Source organism: Blastococcus sp. TML/C7B, from assembly GCF_016612845.1.
GTDB lineage: Bacteria > Actinomycetota > Actinomycetes > Mycobacteriales > Geodermatophilaceae > Blastococcus.
Genome location: NZ_JAEOAA010000001.1, coordinates 1,741,478 through 1,753,336 on the forward strand (window position 1 = coordinate 1,741,478; position 11,859 = coordinate 1,753,336).

The following is an 11,859-nucleotide window of genomic DNA, read 5'->3' on the forward strand; positions in this document are numbered from 1 at the left end:
GCTGGACGGCCTGGCACCGGGATCCCGCCGCGGCGGCCGTCCCGGGGTGCGCGGCCCGCGCCGGCTGCCGCTGCCGCGCCGCCCCCTGGTCGCCGCGTGGGAGCGCACCGCGCTGCCGCGCCCGCGGGGCATCGACCTGCTGCACGCCCCGACCCTGCTCGCGCCGCTGGGTGGTGGGCCGCCGGTCGTGGTGACGGTGCACGACGCGGTGCCGTGGACGCACCCGGAGACGCTCACCCCGCGCGGCGCGCACTGGCACCGCCGGATGGGCGAGCGGGCGGCGCGGTCGGCGGCCGCGGTCGTCGTCCCCACCGAGGCGGTCGCCCGGGCGTTGCGCGGGCACCTCGACCTGCGATGCCCCGTCGTCGTGGTGGGGGAGGGCGTCTCCGGCCGCCTGGCGCCGCCGCCGGACGCCGCCGAGCGGCTCGCCGCCCTCGGGGTTGCGTCCGGCGGGTACCTGATGACGACGGCGACGCTCGAACCGCGCAAGGGGCTCGACGTCCTGGTCGCCGCCCTGTGCGAGCCCGGCGCCCCCGACCTCCCGCTGCTCGTCGCCGGCCAGCCGGGCTGGGGCGGGGTCGACCTCGCCGGGATGGCGGCCGCGGCCGGCCTACCGGCCGGCCGGGTGCGCGCGCTGGGCCGGATCCCCGACGCGGACCTGGCCGCGCTGCTGCGCGGGGCCGCGGCGGTGGTCGTCCCGAGCCGGGCGGAGGGCTTCGGGCTGCCGGCGCTGGAGGGCATGGCCGCCGGCGTCCCGGTGGTGACCTCCGACGACCCGGCGCTGGTCGAGGTCGGCGGCGGGGCGACCGCGGTGGCCCCGGTCGGCGACGCCGCCGCGCTGGCCGCCGCGCTGGCCCGGGTGGTGGGGGAGGAGGAGCTGCGCCGCGACCTCGTGCGGCGGGGCCTCGCCCGCGCCGCGGAGTTCTCCTGGACCGCGGCCGCGACCCGGCTGTGGGAGCTGTACCGGGAGCTGGGCAGCTAGCCGCGCGCGGCCAGGCGCTCGCGCCGGGCAGCGACGACGCGGCGGCCCAGCGCGATGCCGGGCCGCTCGACGAAGCGGTACGTCAGGGCCGACGCGACCAGGGTGATCGCGAGCAGCGCCGCGAAGTTCGCCCACGGGCCACCCGGCACCGGCGGGAGCACCAGCAGCAGCACGAGCGCGTGCAGCAGGTAGACCGAGTAGCTGATCGTCCCGAGGTAGACCAGGGGGCGCGGCCAGCGGTACCGGCGCAGCAGCAGCGCCGCGCCGAAGACGGCGTAGGCGCCCAGGAAGGTGGCGGTCTGGGTGAGCCAGCTGGGTGTCTCGCCGCTGATCGGCTCCAGGTAGCCGACGTGCCAGGTGTACTGGCACAGCACGATCACCAGCACGCCGAGGCCGTAGACCCCGGCAGCGGTCCGGCCGCTCAGCTGGCCGACGGTCCACCGGTAGAGCACCGTGCCGACGAACATCGAGCCCAGCAGGAGCAGCGAGAAGTACATCTCGTGCGGGCGGTTGGCCAGGGCCACGACCACGACCGCGCCCATGCCCAGGAGTGCGATCTGCCGGGCCAGGCCCGGGACCCGCGCGGCGGCGACCAGGAGCAGCAGCGCGCCGGCGACCGGGAAGGTCCACCAGTGGTCGGGCTGCCGCTGGACCATGAAGACCGTCGTCGTGCCGCCGAGGGCGAGGGCGGAGACCAGCAGCACCACGGCCGTCGTCGCCGAGGCGCGGTGCAGGCCGAGCAGGAAGAGCACCGACACCAGCAGGTAGAAGACCAGCTCGTAGCCCAGCGTCCAGGAAGCGCCGATGACCAGCGGGCGGGTGGTGAAGACCTGTAGCATCGTGGTGTTCAGCAGCGAGTCCTCGACGACCCGGTAGCCCTCGGGCGCGCCGATCCGGTCGGACAGGGCCCACGCCCCCAGGGCCACCGCGACCACGGCGAGGTAGAGCGGCCACAGCCGGAAGAACCGGCCGATCCAGAACTCCACGAGGTCGTTCCGGCGCTCCAAGGAGGCCGGGATGATGAAGCCGCTGCACAGGAAGAAGACCAGGACGCCGAACTCGCCCAGCCGGAACCAGTGGTGCGACCAGCCCAGCAGCCCGACCCACTGCGTCTCGCCCAGGTGCTGCACCGCCACGACCAGCGCCGCGATGCCGCGCAGCGCGTCGAGGAACTCCAGCCGGCCCTGCCGCGTGGTCGCCGCGTCGCGCGGTGCCGCCGCGGTGGGGGCGGGGGCGGCGGCGTCCTCGAGGGCCGTCGTCGCGGCACCGTCACCGGTGGGCTGGGGCATGCGGGAGTTCCTTCGACTGGGCGCGGCCGCGGCAGCTCGCACGGGGTGGGGGCCGGAGGCCGGGCGCATCCATCGTGGCACAGCGGCCGCCGCGCTCCCGGTGGCGCGGGCGGGCCGGGCGCCCGCCGCTAGGCTCCGGTGCATGCCGCGCGTCCTCGTCGACGCCACCGCGGTGCCCGCCGACCGGGGCGGCGTCGGCCGGTACGTCGACCAGCTGCTGCCCGCGCTCGCCGAGCTGGGCGCCGACCTCGCCGTCGTCTGCCAGGTCCGCGACGAGCCGTTCTACCGGGAGCTGGTGCCCGGGGCGCGGGTGGTGACCGCCCCCGAGGGCGTCGCGCGCCGGCCCGCCCGGCTGGCCTGGGAGCAGGCCGGCCTGCCGCGGGTGGCCCGGCAGGTGGGCGCCGAGGTGCTGCACTGCCCGCACTACACGATGCCGCTGGCCGCGCGGCTGCCCGTGGTGACCACGCTGCACGACGCCACCTTCTTCACCCACCCCGAGGTGCACCAGCGGGTCAAGCGGGTCTTCTTCCGCGCGTGGACGGAGGTCTCGCTGCGCCGGGCGGCCCGCTGCGTCGTGCCCTCGCGGGCGACGCTCGACGAGCTGGCCCGGGTGGCCCGCGGCGTGCACGGCCAGGTCGAGGTCGCCCACCACGGCGTGGACGCCGCCCGTTTCCACGTGCCCTCGGCCGAGGAGGTGGCCGCGGCGCGGCAGCACCTCGGGCTGCGCGCCGGCCGGTACGTCGGCTTCCTCGGCACGATCGAGCCGCGCAAGAACGTGCCCGCCCTGATCGAGGGCTGGCAGCGCGCCGTCGCCGATCTGCCCGACCCGCCCGCGCTGGTGCTGGCCGGTGGCCGCGGCTGGGACGAGCGGGTGGACGACGTGCTCGCCCGCGTGCCCGACCACCTGGAGGTGCTGCGCCCGGGCTATCTGCCGCTGGAGCTGCTCGCCGGGTTCCTGGGCGGCGCGGAGGTGCTGGCCTACCCGAGCCTGGCCGAGGGGTTCGGGCTGCCGGTGCTCGAGGCGATGGCCTGCGGAGCGCCGGTGCTCACCACCCGCTCGCTGGCCCTGCCGGAGGTCGGCGGCGACGCCGTGGCCTACACCGGGTACGACGCCGCTGCGATCGGCGACCGGCTCGGCGCGCTCCTGGCCGACCCGGACGAGCGCGCCCGGCTCTCGGCCGCGGCGGTCGCGCGGGCCGCCGGATTCACCTGGCGGGCCTGCGCGGAGCAGCACCTGAACGCCTACGCGGCGGCCGCGGCACCCCGCCGGGGACGGCGCGGCCCCGACGTAGGGTGACCTCCGTGGACAGCGCTCCGGTCGACAGCGCCCGGGTCGACGCGCCGCTGCGGGTGGTCGTGGTGACCTACTCCCCGGGCGAGACGCTCGAGGGGTTCCTCGACTCCCTCGCGCTGGCCACCGGCCGCCCCTACGAGGTGGTCCTTGCCGACAACGGCTCGACCGACGGCGTCCCCGAGCGGGCCGCGCGGCAGCGGCCCGAGGTCACCCTGCTGCGCACCGGCGGCAACATCGGCTACGGCGCGGCCGCCAACGCCGCGCTGGCCGGCGCCACGACCGGCTACGCGGTCGTCGCCAACCCCGACGTCCGCTTCGAGCCCGGCGCCGTCGACGAGCTGGTCGAGGCCGCGGCCCGCTGGCCGCGGGCGGCCACCCTGGGCCCGGCCATCCGCACCCCCGAGGGGGCCATCTACCCCTCGGCCCGGGACCTGCCGTCGCTCTCGACCGGCATCGGGCACGCGCTGCTGGGCTGGGTGTGGCCGGCGAACCCGTGGACGGCGCGCTACCGGCGCGAGCGGGACGAGATCGCCGAGCGCCCGGCCGGCTGGCTGTCGGGCAGCTGCCTGCTGGTCGACCTCGCCGCCTACGCCTCGGTCGGCGGCTTCGACCCCGGTTACTTCATGTACTTCGAGGACGTCGACCTCGCCCGCCGCCTCGGGCAGCGCGGCTGGCTGCACGTCTACGTGCCCACGGCGGTCGTCACCCACGAGGGCGGGCACGCCACGCGGCGCTCGGCCCGGCGCATGCAGCGGGTGCACCACACCAGCGCGCTGCGGTACCTCTCCGCCGACTTCCCGCGGCGCCGGCACGCCCCGCTGCGCGGCGCCCTGCGGGCCGGCCTCGGCGCCCGGATGCTGCTCTCCTACGCGAGCCGGCGGGTCGACGAGGGCGCGCAGCCGCAGCAGACCGTGGACCAGCTCCCGCACGACCACCCGGACGCCCCGGGCTCCCACCCCACCACCGGCCACCCCTGAGCCGGCCGGACGACCGACCGACGAGAGGGACCACGATGCGACACGCCGTGATCATGGCGGGCGGCTCCGGCACGCGGCTGTGGCCGCTGTCCCGCGCCCAGCGCCCCAAGCAGCTGCTCGACGTCGTCGCCGACGCGGACGGTGGCGCGCACAGCCTGCTGGAGGAGGCGTTCACCCGCCTCGAGGCGGTGCTGCCGGCCGAGCAGATCTGGGTGTGCACCGCCGCCCGCTACGCCGACATGGTGCGGGCGGCCCTGCCGCGGCTGCGCCCGGACCGGCTGGTGCTCGAGCCGGTGGCCCGCGACACCGCCAACGCCGTCGGCCTCGCCGCCGCGCTGGTGGCCGACATCGACCCGGACGCCGAGCTCGCCGTCGTCAGCGCCGACCACGTGATCCGCCCGGTCGAGCGCTTCGCTGCCGCGCTCACCACCGCCTACGACCTGCTCGCCGTCCGCCCCCGGGCGCTGGTGACCCTCGGCGTGACGCCGACGTCCCCGGCGACCGGGTTCGGCTACGTGCAGAAGGGCGCACCGACGGAGGTCGCCGGTGCGGCGGAGGCGGCGTCGTTCCGCGAGAAGCCCGACCGCGAGACGGCCGAGGCCTACCTGGCGTCGGGGGAGTACGTCTGGAACTCCGGCATGTTCGTGTGGCGGGCGCAGACGGTGCTCGACGCGCTCGCCGACCACCTGCCGGAGTCGGCGACGGGGCTGGCGCGCATCGTGGCCGCGCCCGCCGGCCCGGAGCGCGACGCCGTCCTGGCCGAGGTGTTCCCGACCCTGCCGAAGATCAGCGTCGACTACGCCGTCCTGGAGCCGGCGGCCGCCGAGCCGGGCCGCGTCGCCGTCGTCGACCTGGACGTCGAGTGGCTGGACATCGGCTCGTGGCCGGCCCTCGCGCACACCCTCGAGACCGACGAGGCCGGCAACGCCGGCCGCGGGCTGCGGGTGCTGCTCGACAGCTCCGGCAACGTCGTCCTCTCCGACGACCCCGACCACCTCGTCGCGCTGATCGGCGTGCGCGACAGCGTCGTGGTGCACACCGCCGACGTGACGATGGTCTGCCCGGTGGGCGACGCGGAGCGGGTCAAGCAGCTGCTGGCCGAGGTCGAGGCGGGGCACGGCAGCCGCTTCAGCTGACCGGCGGACGGGCGGCGCGCTGTGACGCTTCTCGCGCGCGTACCCCGCACCCGGCGCCGGGATCGCGGAAGATGGACGTCGTGCGTCTTCCCCGCGGCCCCCGGCCGGTTGCCGACCCGCCGGACGGGCGGGCGCCGGACGTCCCGTCCCGGCGCGTCCGCGCCCTGGGCGCCGGGGTCGTGCTCGCCGTCACGACGGCGGTCGTGCTGGCCCAGCTGTTCGTCAGCGGGACGGTCGGCCTGGCCGACAACGGCGACGCCGACCGGCTGGTGTGCCGGCTCGGGCTCGGCATCGGCCCGGACTCCTCGCAGCAGGGGTTCGAGGGCGACTACCTGCCGGGCAACAGCTGCCCGGGGGAGAACTGGCGGTACGCCACCTCGTGGCGCCCGGTCCTGCAGCTGACCTACTGGGCCTCCCGGCTGGTGACCGGGGACGACGGCTTCGACATGGCCGTCCTGGCCGTCGTCGGTGCGGTGCTCCTCGGCCTCGGGGCGGCGGCGCTGTTCCTCGCCCTGCCCGGCGGGCTCGGCGCGCGCTGGCCGCTGGTCGCGCTGGTGGTCGTCGCGGTCAGCGACATCGGCTTCGTCACCTACCTGAACTCCGGCTACACCGACCAGGCCGGCTTCATCGGGCTGCTCTGGGTGTGCGCCGCCGGCGTGGGCGTGGTCGTGAACCGGACCTGGCCGTGGCTGCTGCTGCTGGTCGCGGCGGTCGCGTTCACCGGGGCCGCCAAGACCGCCCTGGTCACCGTCGTCCCGGCGGTCGGGCTGGCCCTGCTGCTCAGCCGGCGCTACCGGGAGCGCCCGGCGCAGCCGGTCCGCGGCGGCCTCCGCCGTCCCGTGGTCTCCCTGCTGGTGCTCCTCGGCGTCGCCGGGCTGCTGCTGGCGCTGACCGCCCGGGGCCAGGGGGAGGGGCTGAGCAACGGCAACAAGTACAACCTGCTCTTCCACACGCTCCTGGTGGAGTCCGACGACCCGCGCGCGGACCTCGAGGAGATGGGGCTGCCGCCCGAGCTGGCCCGCTACGCCGGCACGAACGCCTGGGAGACCGACACCCCCTGGGGCGATCCGCTCATCGAGGACAACGCCTGGACGGTGTTCTCCTGGAAGACCTACCTCGGCTTCTTCGCCGCCCACCCCGACCGGTTCCTCGAGCTGGTCCCGCAGGCTTTCGACGCCGTGACCGAGGCGCGGGTCGACTACCTGGCCAACCTGCCCGGCGAGGTGGACGGCGACCCGGAGCTTGCGCAGCGACCGAGCCCGGTCTTCTGGCTGCTGGGCCTGCTGCCCACGGGCTGGCCGGTGCCGGCGATCGCGTTCGTCTGGCTGGGCGGGGCGGTGGCCGGGGTCCGCTGGGCTCGCTCGCGGGAGGCGGGGCGGGCCGTCCCGCGGCGTGCTGGCGCTGCTGCTGACCGGCTACGCGGTGAGCCAGGCGCTGATCGCGCTCAGCGACGGGTACTACGAGCTGGCGAAGCACACGGTGCACGCCGCGTTCGCGACGGGCCTGCTGCTCGCGGTGCTGCTGGAGGCGGGCGGGCGCGCGGCGCTGTCCGCCGCCCGGCGCCGCCGCGCGGGCCGGGACGACGTCGAGCGGGCCGGGGCCGGTCCGGACGGCACGGAGCAGGACGCGGTGGCGACCCCGGCCGGTGGTCCCCGGTGAGCGGTGCCGCGCTGGTGACCGCGCCGTACGAGGCGACCTGGGAGCCGGACTGGCCGCTGGACCTCCGCCGGGCCGTCGCCGCGCACCACCGCGGCGTCGCCGACCCCGCGATGCGGATCACGCCCGAGGGCATCTGGCGGACCACCAGCACGCCGGAGGGCCCGGCCACCGTGCGCATCCGGTACGCCGCCGGCCGGGTCGCGGTGCAGGCGTGGGGGCCGGGTGCGGAGTGCGCCGGTGCCGCCGTGCCGCGTTCCCTCGGCGCCGAGGACCCGGTCGCCACGTTCGACCCGGGCGGTCACGCGCTCGTCGCCGACCTGCACCGCCGCACGCCGTGGCTGCGGCTGGGCGGCACCGGCCGGACGTGGGACGCGCTGGTGCCCGCCGTCCTCGAGCAGAAGGTCACCACCGTCGAGGCGAACCGCGTCTGGCGGGAGCTGCTGCGGCTGGCCGGGGAGCCCGCGCCCGGGCCGGCGCCGGAGGGGATGCGCGTGCTCCCGTCGGCGCGGCGGGTCCTGGAGATCACCGACTGGCAGTGGCACGCCTGCGGGCTCGACGGCGCGCGCCGCCGGGCGCTGCGCGCGGTGGCGACGGTGGCCGACCGGCTGGAGCCGGCCGAGGGCTGCGACTCGCCCACCCTGCAGCGGCGGCTGCGCTCGGTGCCCGGCATCGGCGTCTGGACGGCGGCCGAGGTGGTGCAGCGGACCCTGGGCTGCCCCGACACCGTCAGCGTCGGCGACTACCACCTGAAGAACCAGATCGGCTTCGCCCTGACCGGCGCCCGGGTCACCGACGACGAGGGCATGCTCGCGCTGCTGGAGCCGTGGCGGGGGCACCGCCAGCGGGTGGTGCGCCTGCTGCTGGCCGGCGGACCCCGCCGTCCCCGGCGCGGCCCGCGCTTCGCCCCGACCGACTACCGCCGGATGTGACCCCGGGGGCAGAAATGGCCATTTCTGCCCCCGGGGCGGAGGTCAGCGGTCGGCGAGCAGGTTCAGCAGGTAGTCGCCGTAGCCGCTCTTGCCCAGCGGCTCGGCGGCCCGCCGCAGGCCGTCGTCGTCCAGCCAGCCGTTGCGCCAGGCGACCTCCTCGATGCAGCCGATCTTCAGCCCCTGCCGCTCCTCGACCACCGAGACGAACTCGGTGGCCTGGCGCAGCGAGGCGAAGGTGCCGGTGTCCAGCCAGGCGGTGCCGCGGTCCAGCGCGGTGACCGTGAGCCGGCCCTCGCGCAGGTAGTGCTCGTTCACCGCGGTGATCTCCAGCTCGCCGCGCGCGCTGGGGGTGATGCCGCGGGCCACCTCGACGACGTCGCTAGCGTAGAAGTACAGCCCCGGGACGGCGTAGGAGCTGCGCGGGCGTTCCGGCTTCTCCTCGATCGACAGCACCCGGCCGTCGGGGTCGAACTCGACGACGCCGTACTCCCGGGGGTTGGCGACGTGGTAGGCGAAGACGTGCCCTCCGGCGGGCTCGGGCAGCCGCGCCAGGGCGGTGCCCAGGCCCGCGCCGTAGAAGATGTTGTCGCCCAGCACGAGTGCGGCCGCCTCGCCGCCCAGGAACTCGGCGCCGATGAGGAAGGCCTGGGCCAGCCCCTCGGGGCGGGGCTGCACGGCGTACTCGATCCGCATGCCCAGCCGGCTGCCGTCGCCGAGCAGGTGGCGGAAGGCCTCCTGGTCGCCGGGGGTGGTGATGATCAGCACCTCGCGGACGCCGGCCATCATCAGCGTCGAGAGCGGGTAGTAGATCATCGGCTTGTCGTAGACCGGCATGAGCTGCTTGCTCACCGCCTGCGTGATGGGGAAGAGCCGACTCCCCGTGCCACCGGCCAGGATGATCCCGCGCATGGGTCGGCACGCTAGCCGAGACCGCAGCTCAGGCGGGGTCCGAACCCACCCACAGCCTCCCGACGAGTGAGGTCCCACCGGCGGTCGCCGCGGGTTCCCAGCGGGTCCGCCAGCCCTCGGCGTGCAGCTGCACGATGACCGCGCCGAGCTGCGCGCCCAGGTTGAGCGCCGTCGTCGTGGTGACCGCGTCGCTCAGGTGGACGTCGACGACGCCGTCGCCCTCGCCGCCGTGCCGCAGCACCACCGGGAACTCCGGCAGGGCGGCGCCGGCGGTGCGGAAGGCGGCCGCGACCGCCTCGAGCTCGCCGGCCCGGGGCAGCAGGTCACCGGCCGGGGAGCGGGAGCCCACCACGTCGCGGGAGCCGTAGGGGAAGAGGTCGTCGGCGGGCAGCCGGACCAGCGGCCGGGTGCCCTCGTCCTCCGCCGGCCGGTCGAAGGGGAGGCCGCGGACGACCGCGACGGGCACGCCGTCGAGCTTGCCCTTGACCAGGTCGGCGGCCGAGGCGAGCTCGTCGACGACGGCGATGCGGGTGGTCTCCAGCCGGTTGCCGTGCGCGTCGACCGCGCCGCGGTGGTCGACCAGCGCGGTGATCCCGGCCGAGCCGAGGGCGACGTCGGTGAGCCCCTCCCGCCAGGTGCGGCCGAAGGTGTCGCTCACCACCACGGCGACGTCGACGCCGAGCAGCTCGGCGAGGCGGGCGCGCAACGCGCGGGCGGAGGCGTCGGAGTCCTCGGGGAGCAGGACCAGCGAGCCCTGGTCGACGTTGGAGGCGTCGATCCCGGCGGCGGCGACCACCCAGCCGTGCGGGGTCTGCACGATCTTCAGCGGTCCGCGGCGGGCGACCACGCGCACGGTCTGCCCGTCGATGGCGGCCTGCCGGACGGCCTCGCGGTCGGCGTCCGGCGGGACGGGGACCAGCGCGCCCTCGACCTTGGAGACCACCTTAGAGGTGACGACGACGACGTCGCCGTCGGCCAGCCACGGGGCGCGCTCGGCGATCGCCGCGGCGAGGTCGTCCCCGGGGGCGAACTCCGGCAGCCCGGCGACGGGCAGCACGGTGACGCCCGCCGGCACGGCGCCGGGCTCAGACACCGGCGGCGTCGAGGGCGGCGCGGGCCAGCGCCGCCGTCGCGTCGGGGTCCGACATCAGCAGCGGCACCTGCCGGACGTCGACGCCGGGGACGTCGGCCGGGTCGCCGGGGGCGACCAGCCAGGCGTCGAGCAGGCCGCCGTCGCCACGGGCGCCGTAGTGCCGGCCGACGCCTTCCGCGCTGACCTCGATGCCCAGCACCGGCAGGCACCGGTCGGCCATGCCGCGCACGACCGCGCCGCCCACGATCGGGGAGACGCCCGCGATCCGCGCCGGGGTGGCCAGCAGCGCCTCGCGCAGGCCGGGCACGCCGAGGACGGTGCCGATCGACACCACGGGGTTCGACGGCGCCAGCAGCACGGCGTCGGCGGCGGCGAACGCCTCGGCGACGCCGGGGGCAGGGCGGGCGGCGTCCACGCCGACCTGCACGAACGCCGATGCCTCGAGCTCCGCCCGGTGCCGCACCCACCACTCCTGGAAGTGGATGGCGCGCGGCCGGCCGGTCTCGGGGTCGGTCACGACGACGTGGGTCTCGACCCGCTGGTCGCTCATCGGCAGCACCGTGACCCCGGGCTGCCAGCGGTCGGCGAGCGCGGCGGTCACCGCGGAGAGCGGGTAGCCGGCGTCGAGCATGCGGGTGCGGATGAGGTGGGTGGCGAGGTCGCGGTCGCCGAGGCCGAACCAGTCGGGGTCGGCGCCGTAGGCGGCGAGCTCCTCCTTGACCGTCCAGCTCTCACCGACCCGGCCCCAGCCGCGTTCCTCGTCGATGCCCCCGCCGAGGGTGTAGACGACGGTGTCGAGATCCGGGCAGATGCGCAGCCCGTGCATCGTCACGTCGTCCCCGGTGTTGACCACCGCGGTGATCTCCGCCTCCGGTACCGCGGCCCGCACCCCCCTCAGGAATCGAGCCCCTCCGGTCCCACCTGCCAGCACCACGATCTGCACGAAAGACATCGTGCCCGATAGGCAGTTGTGCACTGTTCCACGGGCGTGTCGGAGGAGCAGACGAGATGTGACGAACGGGGTGTGACGGGTGGGGCCCGTGTGGCGTGTCGCTTACACCGTGCAAAGTTGACGGCTGGGCAACGACACGCGTGTAATTCCGGCGATGTCATCGAGTGCTGAGCGGATCGGGAGCCTCCCGGAAGCCGCGCACCGGGACGAGAGCGAGAGGGGACGCATCGTCATGGCCGAGGTGTCGTGGTTGAGCGATTACGTCAGCGGAGGTGACCGGGTGACCGACCGATTCGGGTCGGCTGCCGGTCAGGGCCTCGGCGCCCCCGCCGGCTCCGGGATCAGCGGCCTGCTGGGCATCGGCCTGGAGTCCGAGGGCCAGTCCTGGCAGGAGCGCGCCCTGTGCGCCGAGACGGACCCGGAGGCGTTCTTCCCGGAGAAGGGCGGCTCCACCCGCGAGGCGAAGAAGATCTGCACCGGCTGCGAGGTCAAGGCCGAGTGCCTCGAGTACGCGCTGTCCAACGACGAGCGCTTCGGCATCTGGGGCGGGCTCTCCGAGCGCGAGCGCCGTCGCCTGCGCCGCCGGGCCGTCTGACCCGCAGCACCCACGCCCCGGGATCGGGGCGCACCGCACAGCCG

The 11,859-nt window shown here is 76.2% G+C and carries 10 protein-coding genes; 6 read left to right on the top strand and 4 right to left on the bottom strand.

All coding sequences use genetic code 11. The features are described 5' to 3' along the window. The first annotated feature begins 46 nt into the window (after positions 1-46). Positions 47-982, top strand: a complete 936-nt coding sequence (locus JKP76_RS08485; RefSeq protein ID WP_309232890.1) for a glycosyltransferase — start codon at positions 47-49, stop codon at positions 980-982. On the opposite strand, the gene JKP76_RS08490 is transcribed toward JKP76_RS08485, so the two are convergent. After that, complete coding sequence (locus tag JKP76_RS08490) at positions 979-2,271, bottom strand: acyltransferase (protein ID WP_200490461.1); 1,293 nt, start codon at positions 2,269-2,271, stop codon at positions 979-981. The genes JKP76_RS08485 and JKP76_RS08490 overlap by 4 nt on opposite strands. A gap of 142 nt (positions 2,272-2,413) precedes the next feature. Between JKP76_RS08490 and JKP76_RS08495 the strand changes: the two genes are divergently transcribed. The 4 genes from JKP76_RS08495 to JKP76_RS20665 all read left to right on the top strand — a co-directional run bounded on the left by JKP76_RS08495 (position 2,414) and on the right by JKP76_RS20665 (position 8,266). Further along, positions 2,414-3,568 (top strand): glycosyltransferase family 1 protein, encoded by a 1,155-nt coding sequence (locus tag JKP76_RS08495; protein WP_200490462.1) that lies wholly within the window; start codon positions 2,414-2,416, stop codon positions 3,566-3,568. 5 nt (positions 3,569-3,573) lie between these two features. Further along, a complete protein-coding gene (locus JKP76_RS08500) occupies positions 3,574-4,542 on the top strand; it encodes a glycosyltransferase family 2 protein (protein ID WP_200490464.1) in 969 nt (322 codons plus the stop codon). Positions 4,543-4,577: 35 nt separating this feature from the next. Beyond that, positions 4,578-5,678: a mannose-1-phosphate guanylyltransferase gene (locus JKP76_RS08505; RefSeq protein WP_200490466.1), complete on the top strand. Its 1,101-nt coding sequence runs from the start codon at positions 4,578-4,580 to the stop codon at positions 5,676-5,678. Positions 5,679-5,758: 80 nt separating this feature from the next. After that, on the top strand, positions 5,759-8,266 hold the full coding sequence (locus tag JKP76_RS20665) for a hypothetical protein (protein WP_242471227.1): 2,508 nt from the start codon (positions 5,759-5,761) through the stop codon (positions 8,264-8,266). A 42-nt stretch (positions 8,267-8,308) separates the two neighbouring features. Here the strand turns inward: JKP76_RS20665 and rfbA are convergent, their stop codons facing one another. Genes rfbA through cofD form a run of 3 tightly spaced genes read right to left on the bottom strand, consistent with a single transcriptional unit; the run spans position 8,309 to position 11,220 of the window. Beyond that, the gene (gene rfbA, locus JKP76_RS08515; protein ID WP_200490468.1) at positions 8,309-9,175 is read right to left on the bottom strand and encodes a glucose-1-phosphate thymidylyltransferase RfbA; all 867 of its coding nucleotides are present in this window, start codon (positions 9,173-9,175) and stop codon (positions 8,309-8,311) included. A 28-nt stretch (positions 9,176-9,203) separates the two neighbouring features. After that, positions 9,204-10,268, bottom strand: coding sequence for a coenzyme F420-0:L-glutamate ligase (locus JKP76_RS08520; protein WP_200490470.1), 1,065 nt, complete (start codon positions 10,266-10,268; stop codon positions 9,204-9,206). Continuing rightward, positions 10,261-11,220: a 2-phospho-L-lactate transferase gene (gene cofD / locus JKP76_RS08525; RefSeq protein WP_207168212.1), complete on the bottom strand. Its 960-nt coding sequence runs from the start codon at positions 11,218-11,220 to the stop codon at positions 10,261-10,263. Before cofD ends, JKP76_RS08520 begins: the two co-directional genes overlap by 8 nt. A 340-nt stretch (positions 11,221-11,560) precedes the next feature. Between cofD and JKP76_RS08530 the strand changes: the two genes are divergently transcribed. Beyond that, complete coding sequence (locus JKP76_RS08530) at positions 11,561-11,815, top strand: WhiB family transcriptional regulator (protein ID WP_200493374.1); 255 nt, start codon at positions 11,561-11,563, stop codon at positions 11,813-11,815. Positions 11,816-11,859 lie beyond the last annotated feature (44 nt).

What these genes read in the sequence shown, in the direction of transcription:
- JKP76_RS08490 (WP_200490461.1), bottom strand. Translation starts at nt 2,271, where the DNA reads ATGCCCCAGCCCACCGGTGACGGTGCCGCGACGACGGCCCTCGAGGAC.
- JKP76_RS08495 (WP_200490462.1), top strand. Translation starts at nt 2,414, where the DNA reads ATGCCGCGCGTCCTCGTCGACGCCACCGCGGTGCCCGCCGACCGGGGC.
- JKP76_RS08505 (WP_200490466.1), top strand. Translation starts at nt 4,578, where the DNA reads ATGCGACACGCCGTGATCATGGCGGGCGGCTCCGGCACGCGGCTGTGG.
- rfbA (WP_200490468.1), bottom strand. Translation starts at nt 9,175, where the DNA reads ATGCGCGGGATCATCCTGGCCGGTGGCACGGGGAGTCGGCTCTTCCCC.
- cofD (WP_207168212.1), bottom strand. Translation starts at nt 11,220, where the DNA reads ATGTCTTTCGTGCAGATCGTGGTGCTGGCAGGTGGGACCGGAGGGGCT.